32 protein-coding genes and 1 tRNA gene are annotated in these 25,495 nt (G+C 72.8%); 20 read left to right on the top strand and 13 right to left on the bottom strand.

Annotated features, from left to right (window positions below):
• Window positions 1–72: 72 nt before the first annotated feature.
• Genes ACVJ1F_RS06430 through ACVJ1F_RS06410 form a run of 5 tightly spaced genes read right to left on the bottom strand, consistent with a single transcriptional unit; the run spans window position 73 to window position 2,249 of the window.
• Window positions 73–678 carry a hypothetical protein gene (locus ACVJ1F_RS06430; RefSeq protein ID WP_200413280.1) on the bottom strand — a complete coding sequence of 202 codons (606 nt, stop codon included), beginning with the start codon at window positions 676–678 and terminating at the stop codon, window positions 73–75.
• Window positions 675–1,265, bottom strand: coding sequence for a hypothetical protein (locus ACVJ1F_RS06425; protein ID WP_456885340.1), 591 nt, complete (start codon window positions 1,263–1,265; stop codon window positions 675–677). The genes ACVJ1F_RS06430 and ACVJ1F_RS06425 overlap by 4 nt, the downstream gene beginning before the upstream one ends.
• On the bottom strand, window positions 1,262–1,630 hold the full coding sequence (locus tag ACVJ1F_RS06420) for a hypothetical protein (RefSeq protein ID WP_056044386.1): 369 nt from the start codon (window positions 1,628–1,630) through the stop codon (window positions 1,262–1,264). Before ACVJ1F_RS06420 ends, ACVJ1F_RS06425 begins: the two co-directional genes overlap by 4 nt.
• Window positions 1,627–1,818: a DUF2273 domain-containing protein gene (locus ACVJ1F_RS06415; protein WP_123571013.1), complete on the bottom strand. Its 192-nt coding sequence runs from the start codon at window positions 1,816–1,818 to the stop codon at window positions 1,627–1,629. Before ACVJ1F_RS06415 ends, ACVJ1F_RS06420 begins: the two co-directional genes overlap by 4 nt.
• On the bottom strand, window positions 1,815–2,249 hold the full coding sequence (locus tag ACVJ1F_RS06410) for an Asp23/Gls24 family envelope stress response protein (protein ID WP_456885337.1): 435 nt from the start codon (window positions 2,247–2,249) through the stop codon (window positions 1,815–1,817). The genes ACVJ1F_RS06415 and ACVJ1F_RS06410 overlap by 4 nt, the downstream gene beginning before the upstream one ends.
• 155 nt (window positions 2,250–2,404) lie before the next feature.
• Here ACVJ1F_RS06410 and ACVJ1F_RS06405 point away from each other — a divergent pair, with 155 nt between their 5' ends.
• The 16 genes from ACVJ1F_RS06405 (at window position 2,405) to ACVJ1F_RS06330 (ending at window position 12,822) form a co-directional block, all read left to right on the top strand.
• Window positions 2,405–3,064, top strand: a complete 660-nt coding sequence (locus tag ACVJ1F_RS06405) for an RNA polymerase sigma factor (RefSeq protein ID WP_369794361.1) — start codon at window positions 2,405–2,407, stop codon at window positions 3,062–3,064.
• The gene (locus ACVJ1F_RS06400; RefSeq protein WP_456885335.1) at window positions 3,061–3,780 is read left to right on the top strand and encodes an Asp23/Gls24 family envelope stress response protein; all 720 of its coding nucleotides are present in this window, start codon (window positions 3,061–3,063) and stop codon (window positions 3,778–3,780) included. Before ACVJ1F_RS06405 ends, ACVJ1F_RS06400 begins: the two co-directional genes overlap by 4 nt.
• Window positions 3,777–4,289: a hypothetical protein gene (locus tag ACVJ1F_RS06395; protein ID WP_456885334.1), complete on the top strand. Its 513-nt coding sequence runs from the start codon at window positions 3,777–3,779 to the stop codon at window positions 4,287–4,289. The genes ACVJ1F_RS06400 and ACVJ1F_RS06395 overlap by 4 nt, the downstream gene beginning before the upstream one ends.
• 166 nt (window positions 4,290–4,455) lie before the next feature.
• A tRNA-Gly gene (locus ACVJ1F_RS06390) sits at window positions 4,456–4,526 on the top strand.
• 165 nt (window positions 4,527–4,691) lie between these two features.
• Entirely contained in the window at window positions 4,692–5,831 is a 1,140-nt protein-coding gene (locus ACVJ1F_RS06385) for a DUF6177 family protein (protein ID WP_456885332.1), read from the top strand.
• Window positions 5,821–6,213: a hypothetical protein gene (locus ACVJ1F_RS06380; protein WP_402752638.1), complete on the top strand. Its 393-nt coding sequence runs from the start codon at window positions 5,821–5,823 to the stop codon at window positions 6,211–6,213. Before ACVJ1F_RS06385 ends, ACVJ1F_RS06380 begins: the two co-directional genes overlap by 11 nt.
• The gene (locus ACVJ1F_RS06375; RefSeq protein ID WP_456885330.1) at window positions 6,210–6,602 is read left to right on the top strand and encodes a DUF6507 family protein; all 393 of its coding nucleotides are present in this window, start codon (window positions 6,210–6,212) and stop codon (window positions 6,600–6,602) included. The genes ACVJ1F_RS06380 and ACVJ1F_RS06375 overlap by 4 nt, the downstream gene beginning before the upstream one ends.
• Complete coding sequence (locus ACVJ1F_RS06370; protein WP_456885328.1) at window positions 6,599–8,809, top strand: hypothetical protein; 2,211 nt, start codon at window positions 6,599–6,601, stop codon at window positions 8,807–8,809. Before ACVJ1F_RS06375 ends, ACVJ1F_RS06370 begins: the two co-directional genes overlap by 4 nt.
• A gap of 7 nt (window positions 8,810–8,816) precedes the next feature.
• Window positions 8,817–9,119 (top strand): hypothetical protein, encoded by a 303-nt coding sequence (locus tag ACVJ1F_RS06365; RefSeq protein ID WP_056227798.1) that lies wholly within the window; start codon window positions 8,817–8,819, stop codon window positions 9,117–9,119.
• Window positions 9,120–9,165: 46 nt separating this feature from the next.
• The gene (locus ACVJ1F_RS06360) at window positions 9,166–9,816 is read left to right on the top strand and encodes a hypothetical protein (protein ID WP_456885325.1); all 651 of its coding nucleotides are present in this window, start codon (window positions 9,166–9,168) and stop codon (window positions 9,814–9,816) included.
• A gap of 32 nt (window positions 9,817–9,848) precedes the next feature.
• Entirely contained in the window at window positions 9,849–10,133 is a 285-nt protein-coding gene (locus ACVJ1F_RS06355) for a hypothetical protein (RefSeq protein WP_456885323.1), read from the top strand.
• 99 nt (window positions 10,134–10,232) lie between these two features.
• Window positions 10,233–10,568, top strand: coding sequence for a hypothetical protein (locus tag ACVJ1F_RS06350; protein ID WP_456885322.1), 336 nt, complete (start codon window positions 10,233–10,235; stop codon window positions 10,566–10,568).
• Window position 10,569: 1 nt separating this feature from the next.
• Complete coding sequence (locus ACVJ1F_RS06345) at window positions 10,570–11,154, top strand: hypothetical protein (RefSeq protein ID WP_456885320.1); 585 nt, start codon at window positions 10,570–10,572, stop codon at window positions 11,152–11,154.
• Window positions 11,151–11,462: a hypothetical protein gene (locus ACVJ1F_RS06340; RefSeq protein ID WP_456885318.1), complete on the top strand. Its 312-nt coding sequence runs from the start codon at window positions 11,151–11,153 to the stop codon at window positions 11,460–11,462. Before ACVJ1F_RS06345 ends, ACVJ1F_RS06340 begins: the two co-directional genes overlap by 4 nt.
• Window positions 11,463–11,588: 126 nt before the next feature.
• Window positions 11,589–12,044 (top strand): Hsp20/alpha crystallin family protein, encoded by a 456-nt coding sequence (locus tag ACVJ1F_RS06335; protein WP_071255858.1) that lies wholly within the window; start codon window positions 11,589–11,591, stop codon window positions 12,042–12,044.
• 322 nt (window positions 12,045–12,366) lie between these two features.
• The gene (locus tag ACVJ1F_RS06330; RefSeq protein WP_056044418.1) at window positions 12,367–12,822 is read left to right on the top strand and encodes an SRPBCC family protein; all 456 of its coding nucleotides are present in this window, start codon (window positions 12,367–12,369) and stop codon (window positions 12,820–12,822) included.
• Window positions 12,823–12,894: 72 nt separating this feature from the next.
• Here the strand turns inward: ACVJ1F_RS06330 and glsA are convergent, their stop codons facing one another.
• On the bottom strand, window positions 12,895–13,833 hold the full coding sequence (gene glsA / locus ACVJ1F_RS06325; RefSeq protein ID WP_456885315.1) for a glutaminase A: 939 nt from the start codon (window positions 13,831–13,833) through the stop codon (window positions 12,895–12,897).
• Window positions 13,834–14,011: 178 nt separating this feature from the next.
• On the opposite strand from glsA, the gene ACVJ1F_RS06320 reads away from it, so the two are divergent.
• Window positions 14,012–14,296: a hypothetical protein gene (locus ACVJ1F_RS06320; protein WP_056044422.1), complete on the top strand. Its 285-nt coding sequence runs from the start codon at window positions 14,012–14,014 to the stop codon at window positions 14,294–14,296.
• Window positions 14,297–14,362: 66 nt separating this feature from the next.
• Here the strand turns inward: ACVJ1F_RS06320 and ACVJ1F_RS06315 are convergent, their stop codons facing one another.
• The 7 genes from ACVJ1F_RS06315 to bla all read right to left on the bottom strand — a co-directional run bounded on the left by ACVJ1F_RS06315 (window position 14,363) and on the right by bla (window position 21,171).
• Complete coding sequence (locus ACVJ1F_RS06315) at window positions 14,363–15,382, bottom strand: DUF418 domain-containing protein (protein ID WP_456885313.1); 1,020 nt, start codon at window positions 15,380–15,382, stop codon at window positions 14,363–14,365.
• Between the two features lie 80 nt (window positions 15,383–15,462).
• A complete protein-coding gene (locus tag ACVJ1F_RS06310; protein WP_173154330.1) occupies window positions 15,463–15,780 on the bottom strand; it encodes a hypothetical protein in 318 nt (105 codons plus the stop codon).
• A 70-nt stretch (window positions 15,781–15,850) separates the two neighbouring features.
• Window positions 15,851–16,936 (bottom strand): ABC transporter ATP-binding protein, encoded by a 1,086-nt coding sequence (locus ACVJ1F_RS06305; protein WP_456885311.1) that lies wholly within the window; start codon window positions 16,934–16,936, stop codon window positions 15,851–15,853.
• Window positions 16,933–17,802 (bottom strand): ABC transporter permease subunit, encoded by an 870-nt coding sequence (locus ACVJ1F_RS06300; protein ID WP_456885309.1) that lies wholly within the window; start codon window positions 17,800–17,802, stop codon window positions 16,933–16,935. Before ACVJ1F_RS06300 ends, ACVJ1F_RS06305 begins: the two co-directional genes overlap by 4 nt.
• Entirely contained in the window at window positions 17,799–18,773 is a 975-nt protein-coding gene (locus ACVJ1F_RS06295; protein ID WP_456885307.1) for an ABC transporter permease, read from the bottom strand. Before ACVJ1F_RS06295 ends, ACVJ1F_RS06300 begins: the two co-directional genes overlap by 4 nt.
• On the bottom strand, window positions 18,773–19,909 hold the full coding sequence (locus ACVJ1F_RS06290; RefSeq protein ID WP_456885305.1) for an ABC transporter substrate-binding protein: 1,137 nt from the start codon (window positions 19,907–19,909) through the stop codon (window positions 18,773–18,775). Before ACVJ1F_RS06290 ends, ACVJ1F_RS06295 begins: the two co-directional genes overlap by 1 nt.
• Before the next feature lie 299 nt (window positions 19,910–20,208).
• Window positions 20,209–21,171 carry a class A beta-lactamase gene (gene bla, locus ACVJ1F_RS06285; protein ID WP_456885303.1) on the bottom strand — a complete coding sequence of 321 codons (963 nt, stop codon included), beginning with the start codon at window positions 21,169–21,171 and terminating at the stop codon, window positions 20,209–20,211.
• A 95-nt stretch (window positions 21,172–21,266) separates the two neighbouring features.
• Between bla and ACVJ1F_RS06280 the strand changes: the two genes are divergently transcribed.
• The 3 genes from ACVJ1F_RS06280 to ACVJ1F_RS06270 are packed head-to-tail and all read left to right on the top strand — an operon-like array spanning window position 21,267 to window position 25,473.
• The gene (locus ACVJ1F_RS06280) at window positions 21,267–22,247 is read left to right on the top strand and encodes an ABC transporter ATP-binding protein (protein ID WP_456885301.1); all 981 of its coding nucleotides are present in this window, start codon (window positions 21,267–21,269) and stop codon (window positions 22,245–22,247) included.
• A gap of 14 nt (window positions 22,248–22,261) precedes the next feature.
• The gene (locus ACVJ1F_RS06275; protein ID WP_456885299.1) at window positions 22,262–23,311 is read left to right on the top strand and encodes an ABC transporter substrate-binding protein; all 1,050 of its coding nucleotides are present in this window, start codon (window positions 22,262–22,264) and stop codon (window positions 23,309–23,311) included.
• 8 nt (window positions 23,312–23,319) lie between these two features.
• Complete coding sequence (locus tag ACVJ1F_RS06270) at window positions 23,320–25,473, top strand: iron ABC transporter permease (RefSeq protein ID WP_456885297.1); 2,154 nt, start codon at window positions 23,320–23,322, stop codon at window positions 25,471–25,473.
• The last annotated feature ends 22 nt before the right edge of the window (window positions 25,474–25,495 follow it).

Here is a 25,495-nt window from a genome sequence, read left to right as displayed (position 1 = left end):
TCGCGGAGCCGAGGAGGCGCGGATCGCGGAGCCGAGGAGGCGCGGGTCGCGGAGCCGAGGAGGTGCGGGTCGTCAGGACACGCGGCTGTCGGCCCCCTTGCGCACGGCCGAGGCGCCGGTGATCTCGACGAGCACGGGCACCGTCTCGCCCAGCACGCGGTCGAGCCCGCGGGCGACGTCGGACGCCGCCGCGACCACGGGCGCCGGGGACGACCCCGCGGTCAGCCGCACCCGCACCTTGAGGGCGGGCCGACCTGCGACGGTCCACGCCGAGACGCCCACCGAGGCCACGTCGCGGCGGTCGCGGAGCGCGTCGGTGATCGCGGTGTCGGCGAACGAGCTCGACACGGCGATCGAGCCGGCCGGGTCGTCCTGGACGACGACGCTGTCGGTGCGACCGTGCCCGTGGGCGGGGATCGCGACGACGAAGACGATGACGAGCAACAGGCAGAGCAGGGCGAGGGCCACCGGCAGCCAGCTGCCGCCCGTCGCACCGGACGGGTCGATCGGCGTCGCCGCCACGGCGTCGTCGAGGGCCGACGACGCGGGCGACAGCAGGTCGCGCAGGACGCCGCCGCCGGGCAGGGCGACGATCACGAGGAACGCCCCGACGGCCAGGGCGACGAGGCCGACGACGAACAGGAGGAGGCGGTTCGCGAACCGGTTGCTGGAGGTCATGCGCCGACCCTCCCCGTGTCGGTCGTGCGGACGCGAGCCGTGAGCTCGGGCCGGTAGGCGACGGACCCGAGTTCGGAACGGGTGGCGGCCTCGACCGACTGCTCGTCGACCGCGAGGCCGGACGCGGGCGTCAGGTCGATCTGGGCCCGACGACGGGACACCCACGCCGAGACCTGCTGGTCCGAGAGGCGCCCCGAGACACGGGCGGCCCGGGCGAGCGAGGTCGCGATGACCCGGTCGTCGACGACCACCGCCACGCGGTCGTCGTCGATGGCGTGGCGTCCGCGACGGCCGGGCGTCACGGCGAGGCCGATCAGGACGAGGCCCACGATCGCCGCGACGACGCCGGCGCCGAGCACGAGGCCCGAGGTGCCGCCGCCGTCGACCGACGACGTCAGCGTCGCGAGGACGTCGACCGGGGAGAAGAGCAGGGCCCGTCGACCGAGCGCGGCGTAGACGGCCTCCACGCCGACGTACCCGACGACGAGCGTGAGCAGCACGAGCACGACGATCGCGCTGCCCGAGCGCGAGGAGTGCTGCTCGCGTCGGAGGACACGGCGGTGGAGGCCGGGGTCGATCCCGCTCACGAGGTGCGCCCCGTCCGGTCGGTGCGGCTGCCGCTGACGGTGACGTCGACGCGGGACACGGTGCGCCCCGCGAGTTCGGAGAGCCGACGGGTCAGGGTGGACTGGAGGTCGCGGACGACGGCGAGGACCCCGCCCTCGGGCATGGTCACGGCCTCGGAGAGCATCGGGACGCGGACCGGCGTCGAGACGCGCAGCGCGAGCTGGCCGGCGTCGTCCTCGGCCAGGACGCGGACGTCGGCCCGACGCACGTGGAGGGTCTCGGCGACGACGGCCACCGCCACCTTCTGCAGCACCTTGGCGGGGATGCCGACGTGCCCCGCGACGACGCGTCCCGTCTCGGCGAGATCCGTGCCCGCGGTGGTCATGACGACGAGCGCCGTCCGCGCAGGGCGTCCAGGAGCCCGGCCACGTCGGTCCTGCCCGAGACGATGCGCCCGACGAGCGCGCCGACGGCGATGAAGACCGCGACGAGCACGAAGCCCCAGAACCCGAAGGCCAGGGCCGAGACGGCGAGCACGGCGCCGACGGCCATGCCCGTGGTGGTGGCGGTCACGAGACGCGGCTCTCGCTGGTGGCGTCGACGTCGTCGTCACCGGGGATGTGGACGTCGACGATCGCGACGTTCACCTCGGCGACCTCCATGCCGACGAGCTGCTCGATCGCCCCGGCCACCGCGGCACGCACCTGTTCGGCCACCGTGTGCAGGGGGGCCGGGTACCCGACGACGATCGTGACGTCGGCGGCGACCTGGGTCTCGCCGACCTCGACGCGCACGCCCTGACCGAGGTCGGTCGTGCCGATCACGTCCCGCAGGGCGCCGAACGCCCGTGCGGTGCCGCCACCGAGGGCGAAGACGCCGGGCACCTCGCGGGCGGCGATGCCGGCGATCGTGGCGACGACGCCGTCGGCGACCACCGTCCTGCCGGGCACCCCGACGGTGCCTCTCGGGACGGTGCTCTTCGGGGTCTCGTCGGTGGGGGCCATCGGTGTCTCCTTCTGATCGGACGATGTGCGACGGGTCGGCCTCGCCCCTCGGTCTTACCCGACGAGCCGCCGACGGGTCCGGTCACGGTCTCCCGCGCGCACCGATCCCGGTGTATCCAGGGATGAGACGCATTCCGTGGCCCGAACGTCACGGAATGCGTCACCATTCATCCACGGGTCGTGACTCGTCCACGGGTCGTGACCCGCGCCTCCTCGTCCTGGGGGCCCGGGCGGACGCAGCAGCAGCAGAGGAGGCGGACATGGCGGCGGACCTGACCGAGGCCACCGACGCCGTGCTCGCGTCGCGTGCCGCCGAGGGTGACGAGCGGGCCTTCGAAGTGCTGCTCCGACGCCATCTGGGGCTGATGACGGCGTACGCCACCCGACTCACCGGTTCACGAGCCGACGCGACCGACGCGGTGCAGGAGGCGTCCATCACGATCTGGCGCGAACTGCCGACGCTGCAGACGCCCGCGGCGGTCAAGGGCTGGATGATGCGCATCGTGTCGCGGAAGGCCTTCGACCTGATCCGGTCGCGACGCCTCACCGACGACGTCGACGACCTCGAGCTGCCGGCGGCGACGCCCACGACCGATCCGGAACGCCGGGCGTCCTCGAACGACGCCATGGAGGCGCTGCGTGCGGCGCTCGCGCGGCTCCCGGCCAGCCAACGGCAGGTGTGGGCTCTGCGTGAGGTCGGTGGCGAGTCGTACACCGAGATCGCCGAACGGACCGGCACCACCGTGACCGCGGTCCGGGGGCAACTGGCCCGGGCCCGAGAGACCCTGACCCGCGAGATGGAGGCCTGGCGATGAGTGACCGTCCTCACGGCACCGACCACGCCCACGAAGACCCGACCCCGCCCGACGCGCCCGTCGCCCTGGGCGAGTCCGTCGACCCGGGCGGGTCCGTCGAGCCGGGTGCGCCTGGCGACGCCGACCCATCGCCCGACGAGCTCGTCGACGGCATCGACGACGGGGTCTCGCCCGAGCGTCTCGTCGACTACCTCGACGCCGGCCGGCAGCCCTACGACCCCGAGATCGAGGAGTCGCCCGAGGCCCGGGCCCAGCTCGCCGCCCTCGAACGCCTCCGGGCGATGGGGGCCCGACTGCTCGAGTCCGACGCCGCGGCGAGCCCCGCACCGGACCCGAGCTGGATCTCGGGCGTGATGGACCGCGTGCGCCTCGAGTCGCGGGCCGGGAGGCAGATCCCGCTCGCCTCGATCGACGAGCGCTCCACCCTGCACATCACCGAGGGCGCCGTGCGGTCACTCATCCGCGAGGCGGGCGACGGCGTCGAAGGCGCCATGGTCATCTCGTGCACGATCCACGGCGACGTCAGCGTGCCCGGTGCGCTCGTCCGGGTCGAGGTCGTCGTCAGCGGCCTCTTCGGCGAACCGCTGCCCGCGCTCGCCGAGGCGGTCAAGTCGGCGGTGTCGTCGAGCCTGTCCCGTCAGACCGAGCTGACCCTCGAGAGCGTCGACGTGGTCGTCGACGACGTCCACCTGCAGCGCGAAGGAGGCGCGGCGTGAGCGACGACGACGGCCTGCGGGCCCCGATCAGTCCGGCCGACCTGTCCCTGCTCGCCGCCGAGCTCGGCGAGATCGCTGCCTCGGTCGACGGCGTCGTGCACGTCCGGGCCCGGCCCGGATTCGGCAGCGTCGTCCGCTCGGCCTTCCAGGGGTTGAGCGCCGTCGTCGGTGGCGGAGGGGTCGTGGGGTCGACCGTGCAGAGCGACGCCTCGATCGCCGGAGCCACGTCGGTCGACCCGGGCGTTCCCGCCTCCGACATCCCCGACGCCGAGCGCGCCGACCCGGCCTCCGCCGAGGCCGCCGCCCCCGGCCGACCCGTGCCCCTCGTCGGCATCGCCGTGGCCGACCTCGAGACCCGCATCACCCTCGACATCGCGGTCGACGAGAGCGGCTCCGGCCCGCTCGTGGCCCGTGCGGTCGCCCAGGCGCTGCTCGACCGCGTGAGCGGGGAGCCCGTTCCCCCGGCATCGGTCGACCTGCGCATCGTCTCGGTCGCGACCGGGGCCTGAGCGCGCCTCCTGCCGGTGGTGCGCGGAGTCGCACCGCCTGCTGGACGTCGCACCGCGGAACTCGGCGGTGCGATGTCCGTTCGGCGGTGCCACACGCTCGGCAGGGCGGAGGGAGCACGGGAGGCGCGGGCCGCTATAGTGGTCTGACGCGCCTCCGAGGCGCCGCGCGAGTGTAGTTCAATGGTAGAACTTCAGCTTCCCAAGCTGATAGCGCGGGTTCGATTCCCGTCACTCGCTCTCTTCTTCTCTGAGGTGACGTGACGGCCGGGCTGACGGCCTGGTCACCAGCGCCGTCACGTCCCTTCCCACGTCATCGGGGTACGGGCCCGTGGGGCGTTCGGCCGACGGCGGCCGGGAGCGCCGCCCCCGTACGATGGTCGTCGCCGCTACCGGGGGGAAGCCATGACCGACGATGCCACGACGACCGTCTCGTTGCTGCACCCGATGCTCGACACGCACGGGCCCGGCTGGGTCGAGTCGCGATCGAGCAAGCCCGTCGTCGGGGTGTCCAGCGGCCTCTCGGCCCTCTTCGTCGACTGTGCCGGGCCGGGTACCCGCGTCGCGCTCGTCACCGATCCCGCATCGCGGCTCACGTACTCCCTGTTCCACCTGCTCGACGTGCTCGGCGGGGTCTGGCTGACCCGCGCCTCCGACGGTTCGCTGCGTCGGGCGGTCACGCTCGAGCCGGTGCGCTCACCGGCCCACGGCCTCGGGGTGACCGAGGACGGCTACCCGCTGCCGCAGGACGAGGCGCCGTCGTCGGTCCGGCTCGACGAGGGACGCACCGTCGACCCCGACGCCGTCCCGTGGACGCAGCTCGCCGTCGTCACCCACCACCGGGCGCGGGCCGAGGCCCGACTCGGTGGCACGCTCGAACGACTCGTCGAGGCGCTCGCGCCTGGCACGCGCACCCTGTGGGGGACGACCGAGCCGGCCACCACGGTCTGGGACCGGGACTTCTTCACGGCCGCCGCGCGCAGCCGCATGCCCTCCGAGACGCGGTTCCACGTGGCCGGCGGTGACGCCTCCGGGCCGAGGTATCGGGGCTGGGTGCGCATCGCGCGCAGCGACGACGGGGTGATCGAGGAGACCCGCATCGTCGTGACCGGAGCCGTCGCGCCGGGCGTCGTCGCGGACGCCCTCGCCGACGTGGCCGGTCGACAGCAGGTCCTGCTCGCCACGGCGTGGTCGATGTCGGGTCGGGCCGACGGGACGGTGTCCGCCCACGACCGGGTCGCACCGCAACCGCTCGCCGCCGTCGTCGGGGCGCGGAGCGTGCGCGGCATGCAGCTGGACGTCGAGGGTCTCGTCCGTCGGGTCGGTGGACGGGTGCTCGGGTCGTCGCGGACGCCGTCGGTGCTCGTGTCGTTCGACGAGGGGCCGGCAGGTGACGCCGAGGTCGGTGCTGGTGCTGGTGCTGGTGCTGTCGACGGTGCCGCCGCCGCAGCCCGTTGGCACCGCTTCGCCGACGCGGTCGAGGTCGTCGGCGCCGACGAGATCCTCGCCGCGATGACCCCGCCGGGGGTGCACCGTGCCTCGTGAGTACACCGTGGTGACGCCCGAGCCCGTGACCGCCGTCGACGGTGCCCGCGCAGCCGCCGAGATCGACCCGTACCTCGGGCTGGGCAAGCTCTGGAACGGCGGCGGGCTGCAGATCGCGACCGACGACGGGCTCGTCCTGGCCATCGTGCGCAGCACCTACGTCGAGGACCCGGCCGACGCCTCCGTCCTGCTCGGGGTGGACGTCGAGGCGGGCAGTTGGCTGACCGAGGCGTACGCGCCGGGGACCGACCCGGTGTCGGACGCGGTCGTGCAGGCGCTCGTCCGCAACACCGGGGGGCGCGTCGTGGTCGAGGCCGTCCCGGGTGGGCCGAGGCCCGCGACGGCTGCGCCCGCGACGACCGACGAAGGGGCACGCTCATGAGTTCGTGGTCGATCTCGCCCAGCGGGGTGCAGTCGGTCCTGGCCGAGGTCCAGGTCTCGGCCGGTGACCTCGGCACCGCGGCCGGAGGCCTGGAGACCGGTCACGAAGAGCTGAGCGGCGGTGTCGGCGACCTCCTCGTGGGCGTGGCCAACGCGGTGCTGGGGCTGATCGAGTCCGAGGCGACGACCCTCACGTCGGTCGTGAACCGCATCGAGTCGTGCGGCACCGGTGCCGCCGAGGCGACCATCGCCTACGTCGCGGGCGACGAGGAGATGGCGGCGAACGCCCAATCCGCCGCCGAGACGGCCGCCGCCGAGGCACCCGCGCTGGCGAGCGAGCAGAGCGCCGCCGGCATTCCGCCCGTCTTGACCCCGATGGTGCCGCGATGAGCCCCTCGCTGATCGTCCCCGGTGCGATCCCCGGCGTCACCATCGACCCGGCGGCGATCTCGACGTCCGCCGCCACCTTCCGCAGCACGGCGACCGCGATCGCCGAGAAGGGTGCGGGCGTCGTCACCTCCTGGTCCGGGCTGTCGGGCGTCTACGCGGCGCCCGAGGCCGAGCAGTTGTTCGTCGCCATGGACCCGGTCGGCACGAGCACGCAGACCCTCGGTGACACGTTCGGCCAGGTCGCGACGTTGCTCGACGACCTCGCCACGGCCGTCGCCGCGCCCGTCGCCCGGCTCAGGGAGCTCGTCACCGAGGCCGAGGCCTTCACCGCCGAGGTGTCCGGCGGCGTCACCTACAGCACCGAGAGCTACAACTCGTACATCTCGAGCGGGCCCGACGAGACCACGGTCGAGTGGTACGACCACATCCCCTCGCGCAACCGCAACGACGAGTTGCTCGGCGAGGTGAACGCCGAGGTCGCCAAGATCGATGCGGCCCGAGCCGAGTGCGAGAACGGCATCAACGCGTTGCGCACCGACCCGATGTGCTTCCCCGAGCAGGTCGGCCTGTCGGCCGAGCAGCTCGACTCGATGAAGGACCTGCCCTACGGCGCCCCGGGCGACCCGCACAAGACCTGTTCCGAGTCGATGGGCACGGGTCTCGGCATGTTCATCGCCGAGGCGGCCTACGGCGCCGGTGCCCTGGTCGGCTGGGACATCCAGGGCGGCACGGGCGTCACCAAGGAGTTCGGCCTCAAGGCCTGGGGCGGCCTGCTCCAGGGGCTCGGGGCCATCGCGATCACGAGTCCGGCGACGATCGCGCTGGCGTACGCACCTCCCGGCACGGTGCCGGCGGCCGCCCAGCCGGCCGTCGACTGGTACCGCACCACGATCGAGGGCGTCACGCAGGGCATCGTGGGCACGCCCGAGATGTACGACGAGGACCCGGTCGCGGCCGGCACCTACGCCACCCTCGGCGTGGCCTCGTTCTTCGTCCCGGTCGGCGGCGCAGCCGTCGGCGGGACGAAGGCGGCGACGGGCCTCGCACGGCTCGGCGGCGCCGCGGAACGAGCTGCGCTCCGTGCCCCCGAGGGTTCCCTGTCGCGGATCGGCCTGACGCACGCGGGTCACGCCCTGAACGCCATGTCGGAGACCACGCGTCTCCTGACCGGAGGGCACGGCTCGGCCGGTCGCGGGCCGGACGCCGCGCCCTCGCGGTTCGACGAGCAACTCACCCGCCTCGACGACGTCGTCGGCGTCCGCGCCGACGGTCTCGCGCCACCGCCCACGCGCGTCGACGGCCCCGACACGACGCCCGGCCCGGTCCGTGGTGACGACGCGTCCGCCCCGCCCGTCCGTGACGACGCGTCCGCCCCGCCGGTCCGTGACGAGGCGTCGGCCCCGCCGGTCCGTGACGAGGCGTCGGCCCCGCCGGTCCGTGACGAGGCGTCGGCCCCGCCGGTCCGTGAGGACGCAGGAGGCGCGGGTCACGCCGACGACGCCCCCGCGGCCGACCAGCCCGGTCACGCCGACGGCGATGCCGGAACGGGTGGCTCGGGCGGCGACGCCCCCGGCTCGAATAGCACGACCACACCGAGCGCCGTGGATCGAAGCGGAATGACTCGGGAGCAACTCGCGAACTACCTGGACGTTGTCGACCCCGACGCCGGCGCGGTGTTCCGCGAGAAGGGAACGTGGCCGGCCGATCAGCAGGTGCCGAAGGACGCCAGCGTCCTCGGGGCGGACGGCAAGGTCAACTGGAAAGACGAGGCGCCCCACGACGGATTCACGTTGAACGAGGACGGACACCCCATCAAGACGCCCGACCCCGACATCCCCCTCGGCACGCGACTTGATCGAGAGGGCCCAGAGACGGGGCGGTTCACCTCTCCGCTCAACGCGGACGGTACGCACGCCGCCCACGGAACTCGGGCGCTGCCCTGGGTTGAAGACGATTTGCACACGTACGAGGTCGTCGGCGACCTCAAGAACATCCGGGCCGCGTATGACGCGTCGACCAACACGAAGCTGAAAATGCAGATCGATGTCACGATGAAGCTCTTCAATCCGGACTGGAACAACATCCGCGTTTTCGCGGGCGAGATCGACAAGGCTTTCGGCGAAGTCGGCGGTGGTACCCAGTACCAGCTGCCGTTCGGAGCCGATGTCATGGTCGAGCTCGGTCTGCTCAAGAGAGTCCCGAACTAGGAGCGAGATGACCACTATCGATGAGACACGCGCGGCATTGACGGCGGAGGGGCTCGATCGTCTCAAGTACGTCATCGGCTCTGACGGCGCGAACGAGACCGACTGCCTCGTCCTGTGCCGTCAAGAGGGAGGGTGGGTGTCCTTCTCCCGGGACGAACGTGCCGCAGTCATGTCGGAGAGCGTCCGAACGTACTCCAGCGAGTCCGAAGCTTTGGACGACTTCCTCGAGCTCATGCGGTTGAAAGGCCTACTTGCCACCTTGCAGCGAGAACGAGATGCGGAACGTCTCGGTCGGCCCACGGACGCGTGATGGTGTGGCCGGTCGAGCGACGTCGGTCACCATCGCGTCGCGAAGCGTGATGGACGTGGACGGATTGCGAGCAGAAGTGGAAGCGGCCGGGTTCGGGCACCTCGGTTTCCTCATCGGCAACACGTCGCTGCCCGTCCCCGGCGCGCACGTGATCGGGCAGATCGACGGGGTGTGGGTGACGTTCTTGCGCGACGAACGAGGTCTCGTGGAAGAGCTGACTCTCGTCGAGCATCCGGATGAGCGCTCTGCCGTGACGGAGTTCGTGTCGCAGCTGCGGAACCTCGCCCGTTTGGAGGAGCTGCGGGCCGTCCTCGAGGCTGAGAGTCTCCTTCGCTTGGACCACGTCATCGATGGTGACTACACGAGAGGATCAACCGCCTCCTCGAGGAGATCCATGACTGATGACGACTCGAACACTCTCGCCTCGTTGCCGAACCGCGTCAACCGACTCGGGCTCGGGCATCTGAACTTTCTGATCGGTGACGGGGAGACACAGCGTCCATACGCACTCGTCATCGCCCAGGGCGAAGGTGGCTGGAGCACCTTCGTCAGGGATGAAAGAGGGCTGACCAGGGTCAAGGGCGTCCGGACGTATCCGGACGAGCGGTCGGCAGTCGAGGGGTTCCTCGTTCTGCTCGACGGCATCGCGCTCGTCAAGCGGCTTCGTTCCGAGGCCGCGGCTGAGAAGGACGTCTAGCCGGTGCTCGAGGGCTGATGAGTAGGACCGACGTGGGCGGACTGAGAGCAGAAGTGGAAGCGGCCGGGCTCGGGCACCTCCGTTTCCTCATCGGGAACACGTCCCTGCCCGTCTCCGGCGCGCACGTGATCGGGCAGATCGACGGGCTGTGGGTGACCTTCTTGCGCGACGAACGAGGGGTCGTGGAAGAGCGGACACTCGTCGAGCATCCGGATGAACGCTCTGCCGTGACGGAGTTCATGTCGCAGCTGCGGAACCTCGCCCGGTTGAAGGAGTTGGAGGCCCTCCTCGACAAGGGCCTGGAGCCCCATGACTGAGCGTGCCCGGCGAGAAGGAGCGGACGTCGTGCAGCCATGTGACGAGACCTTGGCCGTCCTCGAGGCAGAGGAACGACGACCGCCGAGGGGCCCCAGAGGATGACGACGCTCCAAGAAACGGTCGCCGCGATCGAGGCCGAGGGACTCGACAGGTTCGCCTACGTGATCGGTGATGATGACGCCGGCTCGGCGGACGCCCTGGTCCTGACCCGACGGGACGGCGTCTGGACCTCCTTCTCGACCAATGAACGTGCCGGTGTCGAGGAGACCAGCGTTCGCACGTACGAGGAACTCTCCGACGCTCTGGACGACTTCCTGCGTCTCATGAGGCTGAGGGCCGACGAGGACGCACTCATGTCGCGCATCAGGGAGAAGAACAGGCTCGCCCACGAGACGTGGCAGGCGTCACGAGACGATCGACCGGGGAAGGCCTGACATGGCGACGATCGATTCGGTGCGCGCCGTCATGGCGGCAGAGGGACTCGACGACCTGGCGCATGTCATCGACGGTGACCCCGCGAACAGGACGGACTGCCTCGTCGTCACCCGACGCGACGATGCCTGGGTGTCCTTTTCCACCGACGAGCGTGCTGCGGTCGTCGACGAGAGCATGCGCACCTACCCGAGCGAGTCCGAGGCCCTGGAGGACTTCCTCGTCCTGCTCCGGCTGAAGAAGCTCCTCCGCGACCTGCAACGGGAGCGCGACCTCGAGCGAGCCGCGATGAGCCTCGAATCGCTGCCTGCGCAGATGGAGGTGGAGGGCTTGACGCGCGTCAGTGTCGCTCTCGGTGACGTGTACCTCAGGCGCCAGGACTGTCTCGTCGTGGCGCGACGTGAATGCGTGTGGAGCACTTTCTACGTCGACGAACGAGCTGCCGTGGAGGAACGGAGCCTGCATGCGTTCCCCGACGAGGTCTCGGCCGTGGCCGACTTCCTCGACCGTCTGAGGTCCCAGCATCGCAAGCTCGAGATCCAGGACGAACTCCGAGACCGACGCCGACGAGCAGGAGAACCGTCATGACGATGGTCGCGCGCACCCTGGCCGCCCTCCGAACCCAGGTCGACGCCGGCGGACTCGGCCACCTGAATGCCGTCATCGGGGACGCCTCGACGCAGACGCCCTTCGCGCTCGTCCTCGCTCGACGGGACGAGGTGTGGAGCACCTACTTCCTCGACGAGCGAGGCCTCGTCGAGGAACAGAGCATCCGCACCTACGACCACGTCGAGGCAGCCGCAGCCGACTTCCTCCGGTTGCTGGGCAACCTGGTTCGCATCGAAGAGATCGATGCCGAGCTGGCCGCCCGACGGCAGGCACAGCGTCCTCAGTGATCTCTCGGCGGCGTTCAAGCTGGGTTTGAGGTACGAAACGCTGGTCAGAGGTACATTCGTGTCGTCAACGAACCGGGGCCACGGGGTCCCGGGTCACACCGATCAACCGAAAGGGGACTCTTCATCATGGCCATGTCTTTCGATCCTTTCACCGAGCTCGACCGCCTCACCGGGGCTCTCACGGGCATGCGACAGGGGCCCAGGGTCATGCCGGTCGACCTCTACCGCGACGGCGACCGCTACGTGCTCAACGCCGACATGCCGGGCATCGACCCGGGGTCGGTCGACGTCGACGTCGACGGTCAGCTGCTGACCATCCGGGCCAACCGCACGCCCGACACCCGTGACGGCGTCAAGTGGCTCGCGCAGGAGCGGCCGCACGGCTCGTACCTCCGCCAGTTCAGTGTGGGCGAGGGCATCGACTCGAGCCGCATCACGGCCCACTACGACAACGGCGTGCTGTCGCTGGTCATCCCGGTCAGCGAGAGGGCGAAGCCGCGCAAGATCGAGGTCGTCTCGGGCCAGGCGCACGAGACCGTCGACGCGATCGACGCGTCGCCGGCCCGAGACACGGCGAGCTGACCCCTCAGGCGGTCTGGCCGTCAACCCCGACCACGGCCACGCCGTCGGCCCCACCACCCCGTCACGATGCGTCGTGGCGGGGTGGTCCCCGTTCCGGCGACGCCGGCGCTCGACCGCTCCGCCGTCGGTCGCGGGCGCGCACGTACTCGGCCGCGGGCACGCGAGTACTGTGCGGTGTCCCGGTCGGCCGTGTCACCCGGCACCTGACCGTTGCCTCCGCACGTGGGCGAAGCCGACCCGCGCCTCCTACCGTTCACGGCAGGGCACGACGCCTACACGGCGTCGCCCGACAATTCTGAACACCGTCAGCAAGGAGTGCACCATGGCACAGGCCATCGAGACCATCGACGTCAACGTCCCCGTCAGCGTCGCCTACAACCAGTGGACCCAGTTCGAGTCGTTCCCGAAGTTCCTCGACGAGGTCGAGTCCATCACCCAGACCACCCCCACCCTCACGGTGTGGAAGGTCAAGGTCGGACCGGTCGAGAAGACCTTCGAGGCCGAGATCACCGAGCAGCACCCCGACGAGCGCGTCGCCTGGAACAGCACGGGCGGCGAGGTCGACCACGCCGGCGTCATCACGTTCCACAAGCTGAGCGACGACGTGACGCGCCTCACGGTGCAGATCGACTGGACCCCCGAGGGCTTCCTCGAGAAGGTCGGCAACACGCTCGGCGCCGACAACCACGCCATCAAGAAGGACCTCAAGAACTTCAAGGAGTTCATCGAGCGCGAGGGCAACGTCGACGGCGCCTGGCGCGGAGACGTCCAGGCCTGAGTCCCGGCTCCACCCGACGAGGCCCCCGGTCGGCTCCTGTTCGCAGGACGCCCACCGGGGGCCTCGTCCGTGTCAGCCGCCGAAGCCGAACGAGTGCAGGCCGTGCTCCTCGCTCAGTCGGCGGCTCCACTCGGCACCGCGGACGCTCGTCCCCTGCTCGTCGATGGGCGGGCTGAGCACGGCTGCACCCAGCCGGTTCGGCGCCGACAGGACGATCGCCCCCGAGACGCTCGACTTCGCGGGCACCCCGACGCCGCGCATCCAGCGGCCCGACCCGTCGTAGACCCCGCAGGTCGCCATGACCGACACCACGTCACGGGCGACGCGGGCGTCCACGACCTGCTCGCCCGTCACCGGGTTGCGGCCGCCGAACGCCAGCGTCGCCCCCATCACGGCGAGGGCCTCGGTGTCGACCAGCACCGAGCAGGCCCGGGCGTAGAGCGCGACCGCGTCGTCGGCCGTGTGCTCCAGGCTGCCCTCGGACCGCATCAGGTGGGCCAGCGCGTGGTTGCGGTCGCCGTGCAGCTGCTCGGACTCGCTGACCTCGCGGTCGTAGTCGAGCTCGCGCCCCGCGAAGGCCCCGAGTCCCGCCAGGATGCGCGCCGTCCGCTCGTCGCAGGTGTCGCCGTCGACCAGGGCGGCCGTGAGCAGGGCTCCGGCGTTGACCATCGGGTTCGGCGGTCGGCCGGTGCCGCCCTCGAGCTTGATCGCGTCGAACGCCTCGCCGGTCGGCTCGATGCCGACCGCGTCGAGGGCCGCTCCGTCGGTGTCGGCGAGGGCGAGCGCGAAGAGGAACGGCTTCACCGCCGACTGGATCGAGAACGCGTGGCCCGAGTCGCCGGACGCGACCACCTCGCCGGTGGACCGCACCACGGCGACCCCGAACAGCTCGGGGTCGGCCTCGGCGAGCTGGGGGATGCTGTCGTCCACCGCGCCTCCTCGGGTCGGGAGGACGGAGGCGCGCAGGGCCTCCAGGGACGCGGCGTCGGACGACGGGATGGGGGACGGCATCGTCCCACCCTGACAGGCCGGGGCCCGTGCGTCCGGGCCTGCAGGAGGCGACCGGGGCCCGGGGCGGGGTACAAGGATCACGCCGGGCCCTCGGAGTCAACCCCTCCCGTTGTCAGGTCGCGTGTCTAACGTGCACCTCGTCGGGCCGCATCGGGGCGGCCCGCGAGAAGGGGCGACCATGCTGAACGACGGTGGGGGACGCCGGTCGGGCACGGCCTGGCCGGGACGGGGCCCGCTCGCCAGTGCCCTCGACCTCAGGCTCGACGTGATCGGCCGCGGCCGCTGGCGCATCGTCGACGTCCGGCGGTCGGAGCGCGGAGCCCCGGTGGTCATCGGATCGGTCGCACAGACCGAAGCGGGCTACGAGCTCACCCTCGCCGCGACCCCCGGTCGCCGCCTCTGGTGCACCGACCTCTCGAGCGCCCTCGACACCGTCGTGCGGGCCTCCTGGAACCGCCGCTGACCCGGGGAGGCGCGGCTCCGATCGGCCGGGACCGCCGCCGACCCGAGGAGGCGCGGCTCCCGTCGGTCAGGACGCCCGGCGCACCAGCGCGGCCGGCCGCCACCAGGTGACGCTCCGCCAGGCCCACTCGACCGGGCCGTAGACGAACCGGGCGAGCCAGAGGCGGCTCAGCACGGACTGCACGGCGATCAGGGCGACGCTGATCGCCAGCCCCGGGACGACGCTCGTCAGGTGCCCGAAGTCGACCACGAGGGCGAGACCTGCCACGACGATCGCCGCGGCGACGTAGTTGGTCAGTGCCATGCGGCCGAGCGGCTCGAACACGGCGGCGACGACGCGGCGGGCGGGGGTGCGCCAGAGCAGGGCGAGGGCGGTGGCGTAGGCGACGGCCATGACGAGCCCGGCGATGCCGCCCGGCGTCGAGAAGCGCGGGTCGCCCGGGGTCGTGGCCTGCCAGAGCAGGGCCGGCACCGTGAGCACCGCGGCCGCGGCGAAGACGAGCACCACGCCGCGCCCGGCGGACTCGAGCACCCGGGGCAGCCCGTACGCGGCGGCGCCGGCACCGAGCAGCATGAGGCCGGGGGTCGAGGCGAGGCCGCCACCGGTCAGGGCGTAGGCCGCGACGGTCAGCGCGGCACCGAGGGTCAGGGTCGCCCAGCGCGGGGCGAAGACGACGATCGGCAGCACGACGAGGCCGACGACGCCGTACTCGAGGAGCACGTTGCTGGGGTAGGCGAGCATGAGCAGCCCGCCGATCGCGACGAGCCCGACCAGGCGGCGCACCATCACGAGCCCGGGTCGGGGCGCGCGCGACCGGGCACCGGCGAGCACGAACCAGAGGCTCATGCCGAAGAGGAACACGAAGATCGGCACGAACCGGGTCTGCACCGTGAGGTACAGCAGGTCGCGCGCCGGGTCGTCGACCGGGCCGGCGTTCTCGATCGCCAGGTCGATGCCGAGGCGGGTGATGTCGAGCGTGTTGACCAGCAGGATGCCGAACAGCGCGAAGCCGCGCAGCGAGTCGACGAACCTCCAGCGGGTGCCGGTGGTGGGTGGGGAGTCGACGGCGGGCGCAGCGGAGGTCATGTGCCCAGCCAAGCCGACCCGCGCCTCCCGGTCGTCCCCCGTGGTGATGGTGCGCCTCCGTCTGAAGTATCAGATGTGGATCAGGCGAGCGCCCACTCGGCGCGGAACTCGTCGCAGGTGAGCCGGTCGAGGTCCGCCTCGATCTCGACCTTGGACTCGTCGGCGCCGGTGAGGCCCTGGGGCGGCAGACGGTGGATCTCGCGACCGGTCGAGCGCTCGCGGACCACGACGTCGAAGCCCGGCCACTCGCCCTCGAACGAGCCGAGGAAGAACCCGACGACGACCGAGACGAGCCATCGCCCGGCGACGAGCGGCCGCGGCCGCCGGGTCGTGACGATCTCGGCCTGCCACACCGAGGAGGCGCGGGGCACGTCGTCGGGACCGGTCACCGGGGGCATGCCCCGAGGCTAGCGGCGGGACCGTGCGGGCCGCCTCCGTCGCCCGGGTGACCCGGTGCCGTCGGGTGGGTCAGGAGGCGCGGCTCGTCACGGCGACGCGGGCGGGCGTGAACGAGACGCGCACCGACGACCCCGGCTCGCGCCGTTCGTCGGCCCGGTGGTCCAGCACGAGCAGCGTCTCGCGGTCCACGCGCACGCGGGTGCGGCACACGGCCCCCAGGAACGACACCGACTCGACGACGCCCGCGAGCCCGCCCTGCGCGACGAACGACACGTCCTCGGGGCGCACGTACGCCCAGACCGGTCCCTCGGCCGGCGTCCCCACGACCGGCACCTCGGGGCAGCCCGCCAGCCGTACGAGCCCGCCGATGACCTCGCCGGAGACCCGGTTGCTCGTCCCGACGAACTCGGCCACGAACGCCGTCGCGGGGGCCGAGTAGAGCTCTTCGGGCGTTCCCACCTGCTCGATCGACCCGGCGCGCATGACGGCGACGCGGTCGGCGACGGCGAGGGCCTCCTCCTGGTCGTGGGTGACGAAGAGCGTGGTGATCGACAGCTCGCGCTGGATGCGCCGGATCTCGTCCCGCAGCTGCACCCGCACCTTGGCGTCGAGGGCGCTGAGCGGCTCGTCGAGCAGCAGCACGCGGGGTCGCGTGACCAGCGCCCGGGCCAGCGCGACGCGCTGCTGCTGGCCGCCCGACAGCTGGTGGGCGTAGCGCTCGCCCAGGTCGCCGAGCCCGACCAGGTCGAGCATCTCGCCCGCCCGGGTGGCGCGGGCGGCCTTGTCGACCCGACGCATGCGCAGCCCGAACTCCACGTTCTGCCGCACGGTCAGGTGCGGGAACAGCGAGTACGCCTGGAACACCATGCCGACGTCGCGGCGGTGCGTCGGCACGCCGACCACGTCGCGGCCGTCGATCGTGATGCTGCCGCCCGTGACGTCCTCGAGCCCGGCGAGGCTGCGCAGCGCGGTGGTCTTGCCGCAGCCCGAGGGGCCGAGCACGGCGACGAGCTCGCCGGGCTGCAGCTCGAGGTCGAGCCCGGTCAGCGCCCGGTGCCCGGCGAACTGCTTCGTCACGTCGTGGAACGCGACGGCGGCGCCCGCGCCGGCGGCCGTCGGACTCGTGACGGAGGGGCGGGGGAGCGTGGTGGTCACGAGAGGGCCTTCCGGGTGGGGATGGGGCGGGCGGCCCCGAGGGCTCCGACCCGCCCGATCACGAGCAGCAGCACGAAGGCGAAGGCCAACGAGATCAGGGCGAGGACGACGGCGGCGTAGGGGTCGGAACGGGACACCTGCACCAGGGCGGTCTGCAGGTTCACGCGGTTGAGCAGCGAGGCGATGGTGAACTCGCCGAGCACCACGGCCACGGTGATGAACGCCGCCGCGAGCAGTCCCCGGCGGAGGCTCGGCACGACGACGAGAGCCATCGTGCGCGGCCAGCTCGAGCCGAGCGTGCGGGCGGCCTCGGTCAGCGTGCGGAGGTCGGTGGCCGCGAGGTCGGACTGCACCGCACGGTAGGCGTAGGGCAGCACCGTGACGCCGTACGCGAGCGCGAGCGTCCAGGCGCCCGAACCGGCCACCCGCGAGACGACCGAGTAGACCGGTGCCAGCCCGACCACGAGCACGATCGCGGGCACCGTGATCGGCACGAGGCAGACGAACTCGAGCGGCCGGACGAGGCGCGGGTGGCGCAGGTGCACGAGCACCATCGCCGGCACCAGCAGCACGAGCACGAGCAGCGCCGAGACGACGGCGAGCAGCAGCGAGTTCGTGACCCCCTCGACGAGGTTGCGGTACATCCGCTCGTTCTCGGGGTCGACGATCGCCAGCCAGTGGTTCAGGTCGTGACCCGTGCCGTCGGCGCTGCGCAGCGAGAACGCGACCATCGCCGCGATCGGCACCGCGAAGAGGGCCCCCACGACGACCAGGGCGGTGCGGCGCGCGACCGTGCCCGCGCCTCCTGCGCTCGTCGACCGCGGAGCGCCCGTCGACCGCGGAGCGCGCGTCGTCCGGGCGCTCATCGCTGCCACCGCTCGGTGCGGCGCTGGAGCAGCGAGTAACCCGTCATCAGCACGGCCATGACGACGACCATGCCCAGCGCGAGCGCGCCGGCGACGTTCTCACGGCCGAGCACCGTCTCGCTGATCAGTGCGGCGCGGATCTGCAGCGGCACGATCTGGGCGCCCTGGCTGATCAGGGCGGCGGCGGTCGCGTACGACGAGAAGGCGTTGGCGAAGAGCAGCAGCAGGCTGCCGACGAACGCCGGGGCGAGCACCGGGACGACCACGCGGACGAGGTGCTGCCACCGGGTGCCGCCGAGCGTGGCCACGGCCTCGCTCCACTGCGGGCGGAGGCCGCTGACGGCGGGCATGAAGGTGATCACCATGAGGGGCACCTGGAAGTACAGGTAGGGCAGCAGGAGCCCGGGCACCTGGTAGAACCAGACCCCGTCCGCGTAGAGGTCGACGCCGGCGACGTCGATCAGCAGCCGCGTGACGACTCCCTGGATGCCGATCGTCGCGATGAAGGCGAACGCCAGCATGACGCCGCCGAACTGGGCGAGCACGCTCGACGCGGCGTCGATCGCGTTGCGGACGGCTCCGTCGGGTCGCAGCGAGGTGAGGCCCCAGCAGACGACGGCGCCGACGACGGCCCCGGCCACGGCGGTGACGGCCGAGACGGCGGCCGAACTGGCGAAGGCCCGGACGATCAGCGGGTCGCCGAGCGCGGCGAGGTTGTCGAGGGTGAGGGCGCCGTCGCCGTCGACGAAGCCCGTCCCGAGCGCGAGCAGGCACGGCACGATCAAGAAGGCGAGCACCCAGACGGCGAACGGGGTCAGCCCCCACCAGGCCGCCGGACGGTGCCGACCCCGTGAGGGGCCGACGCCGTCGGAGGACGAGGAGGCGCGGGTCGGCAGGCCGCCGCCGTCCCCCTCGTGCGCCGACCGCACGTCGGCGGTCGTGTCCGCCGCGCGGGTCGACGTCGTCACCATCAGCCGATCGCCGTGGCCCAGGTGTCGGTCAGGACCTTCGAGGCGGCCTCGGTCTGCTCCGCCGTGAACTGGACGGTGTCGGAGGGCTGCTCGCCGACCTTCTCGAGGGCGTCCTGGTCGACGGTGCCGGCTTCGGTCATCGCCGCGAGGCGCACGGGGTAGGCGCCGGCCGCGAGGTACAGGTTCTGCGCGTCGTCGCCCATGACGTATTCCTGCCACAGGCGGGCCGCGGCGGGGTGCGGTGCGTCGACGTTGATCGCCTGGTTGTAGTAACTCCCGAGGGCGGTTCCGGGCAGGACGGCCGTCTTCCAGTCGCGTCCGCCGGCGTCGGCCGCGGCGGCCAGGTTGTTGTAGCTCCAGTCGAAGACGACCGGGGTCTCGCCCGAGGCGATCGTCGCCGGGGTCGGGTCGGTGGGCAGGAAGTTGCCGGCGTCGGCCAGCTGCGAGAACCAGTCGACGCCCGTGCTGACGTCGTCGGCGCTGCCGCCGGACTGCAGCGCGGCCCACTCGACGGCCGCGGCGGCGGCACCGGCCTGGGTCGGGTCGCCGTTGATCGCGACCTTGCCCTTGTAGTCGCCACCGAGCAGGTCGTCGAGGCTCTCGGGGGCCGGCACGGCGTCGGCGTCGTAGCCGACCGACATCAGGCCGGTGTAGTCGTAGACCCATCTGCCGTCGGCGTCCTTGTGGTCGTCGGCGATGTCGTCCCAGGTCGACACCTCGTACGGCGCGAACTGGTCGAGGTTGGCGAGCGTCACGGCCGAGCCGAGGTCGAACACGTCGGGGGCGGTGTCCTGCCCCTTCAGGTTCTGGGCGGCGGTGATCTCCTCGGCGCTCGAGACGTCGGGGCTGTCCGAGTTGACGGTGATGTCGTACTTCTCCTCGAACCCGTCGATGATCTTCCCGTAGTTCGCCCAGGTGTCGGGCAGGGCGATCACGTTGAGCTCGCCCTCGGCCTGCGCGGCGCTGACCAGGGCGTCCATGCCGCCGAAGTCCTCGGCGCTGGTGGCGGTGGCGGCGTCGGTGCCGTTCGCCGCGCCTCCCGAGCTGTCGGCGTCGGCGCTCGCCGAGCAGCCGGTGAGGGCGAGGGCGGCGATGCCGAGGGTGGCGGCCGAGACGAGCAGGCGCTTGTCGATCATGCGGTGGAGTCCTTCGGGTGCGGGGCCGGGGTTCGCCGGGGACGGCGACGGGGGACCGGACGGCCCGCTGGGCACGCTAAGGAGGCGCGACGACGTCCCGGGGGAGGCCGCGTGAACGAGGGGCGAACAGGTGGTGGCGGGGCGGGCATGCCGACGGGGGCGTCGCCCCGCTGGTGGTCGGCGACGAGTGGGCAGAAGATGCTGCTCGTCATCGCGGGAGGAGCATCTTCTGCCCACTCGACGAGCGGTGGGGAGGAGAGGAGAGGGCGGGGGTCGAGAGGCGGGCCGGGTCGGCCGGGTCAGCGGGCGGCGGCGACGGCCGAGAGGGCGACCTCGGCCGCGGCGGCGACGAGGGCGTCGTCGTAGGTCGCGGCCGGGTCGTTGCGCGTGGTGAGCACCGAGATCACCACGGGGTCGCCCGACGGGGGGACCACGATCGCGACGTCGTTGCGGATGCCGCCCGCGCCTCCTGACTTGTCGGCGACCTGCCAGCCGTCGGGAGCGCCGGCCCGGATCAGGGTGTCGCCGGTCGCGTTGCCCGACATCCACTCGAGCAGGGTGGCGCGGTCGTCGGCGGCGAGCCAGTCGCCGTCGGTGATGCGGGCGAGGGTGGCGGTGAAGGCGGCGGGCGTGGTCGTGTCGGCCGTGCTGCCCGGGGTGAGCGTGTTGAGCTCGGGCTCGCCGTGGACGACGTCGGTCACGTCGTCGCCCTGCGCGGCGAGGGCGGCGTCGAGCCCGGCCGGGCCGCCGAGCTCGGTCAGCACGAGGTTCAGCGCCGTGTTGTCGCTCTTCCGCACGGCCGCCTCGGCGAGCTGCCGCAGCGGGAGCCCGTCGGCGACGTGCTCGCTGGTCAGCGGCGAGTACCCCGCGGCGTCGACCTCGGCCTGGGTCCAGGTGACGACGCGGTCGAGGTCGGCGTCGTCGGTCGCGTCGAGCAGGGCCGCCGCGGCGAACGCCTTGAGGCTCGACGCGTACCCGAAGCGTTCGTCGGCGCGGTGGTCGAGGGTCGCGCCCGAGCCGGTGTCGAGCACGGAGAGGCCGACGCGCGCGTCGTACCGCGTCTCGAGGTCGGTCAGCGCGGCCTCGACCTCGGGGGTCGCGAGGTCGGGCGCCGCGATCGGGCTGGGCAGGGGGACCGGCGTGGCGGTCGGGCTCGGGGCGGGTGCCGACGCCCCGGGCGTCGAGCAGCCGGTCAGCGCGAGGCCCAGGCCCAGGGCGGTGGCCGTCAGGAGGGTCGTCGTCTTCGTCGTCCGGGAGGTCATCGGTCCAGTCTCGCCGACGCCCCGGAGGCGCGGGTCGGCTCGACGTCGAGAGGTCGGGTTGCGGCACCGGGGTGAGGTTAGGCTAACCTAAGCGCGTGACCACCGACCTGCCCCTCGCGGCCACCGCACCCGCCTCGGCCACCCTCCGTGCCGACGACGTCTCGGTCGCCTACGACGGCGTCGACGTCGTCCGCGGAGCCCGCCTCGAGCTGCGCCCCGGCTGCGTCACCGCCCTCGTCGGCCCGAACGGCAGCGGCAAGTCGACGTTGCTGCGCACCCTCGCCCGGCTGCAGAAGCCGCGCACGGGCTCGCTGACCCTCGCCGCGCCTCCTGCGGGGGTCGAGTGGTCCGAGAACGTCGTCCGCGCCTCGGGGAAGGACGATTCGCGACCACTCGACCGCGCGAGCGCGAGCGAGGACGCGGGTCCGGGTGAGGACGCGGACCCGGGCGACGAGACGGTCGACGGGTTCGAGCTGTCGCTGCGGCAGTTCGCGCGGCGCGTGGCGCTGCTGACGCAGGGGCGCCCGACCCCCGGTGGCCTCAGCGTGCGCGACGTCGTCGAGTTCGGCCGCTACCCGCACCGCGGCCGCTGGGGGCGCTCCGACCCCGACGGCCCCGCCGCCGTCGACCGCGCGCTCGGGCTCACCGGTGTCGCCGACCTCGCCGACCGAGGCGTCGACCAGCTCTCGGGCGGTCAGCTGCAGCGCGTCTGGCTGGCCAGCTGCCTCGCGCAGGACACCGGGGTGCTGCTGCTCGACGAGCCCACCACCTACCTCGACCTGCGCTACCAGGTCGAGCTGCTCGACCTCGTGCGCGACCTGGCCGACTCGGGCCGCATCGCGGTCGGAGTCGTGCTGCACGACCTCGACCAGGCCGCCGCGCTCGCCGACCGCATCGTCGTGCTGAGCGAAGGCCGCATCGTCGCCGAGGGCGACCCCGGGGACGTGCTGACACCGCGCCTCCTGACCGACGTCTGGGGCATCCGCATCGACGTCGACACCGACCCCACCACCGGCCACCTGCGCACCCGCGCGATCGGCCGACACCACACCCGGGCCGAGACGCCCGTCCGATGAGAGAGACACCACCCGTGACCCAGCGCCTGTTGACGACGCCCCGCCACACCCCGACCACCGGCGGCGCCGCCCGCCGCCCCGCCCGCCGACTGCTGACGGTCACCGCCGTCGCCGCGGCCGCGGCCCTGACCCTCGCCGGCTGCGGCACCACCGAGTCGGCCGACGCCGGCTCGACCTCGGGCAGCGGCGAGCAGATCACCCTGACCGACGGCACGGGGGCCGAGATCACCCTCGACGGTCCCGCGACGAAGGTCGTCGGCACCGAGTGGAACGTCGTCGAGGACCTCGTCGCCCTCGGCGTCGAACCCGTGGGCGTCGCCGACGTGAAGGGGTACAACGAGTGGGACGCCGCCGTGCCGCTCACCAACGAGCCGACCGACATCGGCACCCGCGGCGAGCCGAGCCTCGACACCGTCGCGTCGCTCGCACCCGACCTGATCGTCGCGACCGACGGCCTGAGCGCCGACGCCGTCGAGCAGCTGAAGGAGATCGCTCCCGTGCTGCAGATCACCTCGGCCGACGCCTCGCGCCAGATCGAGCACAGCATGGACAACCTCGACCTCATCGCCAAGGCCACCGGCACCGAGGAGAAGGCGACCGAGGTGAAGAAGGAGTTCACCGACGCCGTCGAGGCGGGCGAGCAGGCCCTCGCCGACGCCGGTCTCGCAGGTCAGCCCTTCGCCTTCGCCGACGCCTACGTCGACGCCGGCCAGGTGAGCATCCGCCCCTACGCCAAGGGCTCGCTCGTGTCCGACGTCACCGAGGAGCTCGGTCTGACGAACGCCTGGACCGTCGAGGGCGACGAGGCGTACGGCCTCGCCACGACCGACGTCGAGGGCCTCACGCAGCTGCCGGCCGACGTGCAGTTCCTCTACATCGACAACACCGCCGCCGGTGCCGACGACCCGTTCGCGGTGTCGCTCGCCTCGAACGCCGTCTGGACGTCGCTGCCCTTCGTGCAGTCCGGTGACGTGCACCGTCTCGACGACGGCATCTGGATGTTCGGCGGCCCCGCCGCGATGACCGCCTACGTCGACTCGCTGGTGTCGACCCTGACGAAGTAACCGGCACCGTGAGCACGACCGTCACCCCCACCGACCCCGCGCCGCCCCGGCTCGGCGAGCCCGCCGCCGGGCCCGACGAGCGGGCGCTCCGCGCGGCGCGAGCCCAGGAGGCGCGGCTCGCCGCCCCCCGCCGGGTCACGCTCGGGTCGGTGGGCGTGACGGTCGCGCTGGTCGCCGTCGTCGTGGTGCTCGCCCTCGTGGACGTCACGCAGGGCACCGCCGCCGTCGGCGCCCGGCAGGTCTGGCAGGCGCTGACGGGCACCGCGACGGCAGGCGACGCGTCCGTGGTCGTGGCCTCGCGCCTCCCCCGGATGGTCGCCGGTCTGCTGGTCGGCGTCGCCCTCGGAGCCGCCGGGGCGGCCCTGCAACAGATGAGCCGCAACGTGCTCGCCTCGCCCGACACCCTCGCCGTCAACGCCGGCGCCTACGCGGCGCTCGCGGTCGCGGCCGTCACGGGGCTCAGCCTGCCCCTGCTCGCCTCGTCCGGCGTCGCGTTCGTCGGCGGGCTGCTCGCCGCGGGCCTCGTGCTCGCGGTGTCCGGGCTGGGCGCCGGCACCGTGCGGCTCGTGCTCGCCGGCAGCGCCCTCGCCCTCGGCCTGGCCTCGGTGACGAGCGCCCTGCTGCTGCTCTTCCCGCAGCAGACCGCCGGGCTCTACGCCTGGGGCCAGGGCAGCATCTCGCAGAACGGCTTCGACGGCGTCGTCCAGCTCGCCCCGGTGATCGTCGTGGGGCTGCTCGTGCTCGTCGCGATGAACGTCCGCGTGGACGCCCTCGCGCTCGGGGACGACGCCGCCCGCAGCGTCGGCGTCGACGTCCGCACGACCCGCGTGGTCACCGTCCTCGCCGCCGTGCTGCTCTCGGCCGCCGCCGTCACCCTCGCGGGGCCGATCGGCTTCGTCGGCCTCTGCGCCCCCGCCCTCGTCCGCCTGCTGCGTCGGGCCGTGCCCTCCGTCCGCCGCTTCCTCGTCTTCCTGCCCCTCGCGGCCCTGGCGGGCGCCGCCCTCGTGCTCGGCGCCGACGTGCTGCTGCGCGCCCTGGTCGGTGCCGAGACGTCGGTCCAGGTGCCGACCGGCGTCGTGACCTCGCTGCTCGGGGCGGTCGTCCTCGTCGTGCTGGCCTTCCGTGCCCGCGACCACGGCGGCGTCACCCCGACCGACCGGCACCCCGTGGTCTCCCGCCTGCGGTTCGTGGTCGTCGTCGTGGTCGTGCTCGCCGCCCTCGTCGCCGTCGTCCTCGGCTCGGTGCTGCTCGGCGACGCCAAGCTGCTGCTCGGCGACGTCGCCAACTGGGTGGCCGGTCGGTCCGGCCGCGTCGTCACCTACGTGCTCGACACCCGCGTCCCCCGGGTCGTGGCCGCCCTCGCCGCGGGGGCGGCGCTGGCGCTCGCCGGCACGCTCGTTCAGGCCGTCACGCGCAACCCGCTCGCCGAGCCGGGCATCCTCGGCGTGACGGGCGGAGCCGGCCTCGGGGCCGTGCTGCTCGTCACCACCGTGCCGCTCGCGACCGGCTGGGGCATCGCCGGCGCCGCGTTCGCCGGAGCCGTCGTGGCGGCCGCCGTCGTGTTCGGCCTCGCCTCCCGCGGTGGCTTCCCGCAGAACCGGCTCGTGCTGATCGGCATCGGCGTCTCGACGGCGACGGCGGCCGCGATCAGCCTGCTGATCGTCCTGACCGACCCGTTCAACGGCGCGAAGGCGCTGACCTGGCTGTCGGGTTCGACCTACGGCCGCACGCTGGACGACGCACTGCCGGTGTCGCTGGTGCTCGTGGCCGCGCTCGTCGTGGTCGTGCTGCTGTGCCGTCGCCTCGACCTGCTCGGGGTGGACGACGACACCCCGCGCCTCCTCGGGGTCTCGCTCTCGCGGTCGCGCCTGGTCTTCCTGTCGCTCGCGGTGCTGCTCACGGCGACGGCCGTGGCCGCCGTGGGCGTGGTCGGATTCGTCGGACTCGTCGCCCCGCACGCCGCCCGGTCGCTGGTCGGACGGCGGCACGCGCGGGTGCTGCCCGTGGCCGTGCTGCTCGGCGCGGTGCTGGTCTGCGCCGCCGACGTGCTCGGCCGCACGCTGATCGCCCCGGCACAGCTCGGCGCCGGCCTGCTGACCGCCGTCATCGGCACGCCGTACTTCGTCTGGCTGCTCTGGCGCGGGCGGGCCTCCGCGAGCTGACGCCCCGGCGCCCTGGCGCCCG

It is taken from the genome of Frigoribacterium sp. 2355, assembly GCF_054060695.1.
Note: the sequence above shows the minus strand (reverse complement) of the source record. Positions and strands in the feature narration are given on the sequence as shown.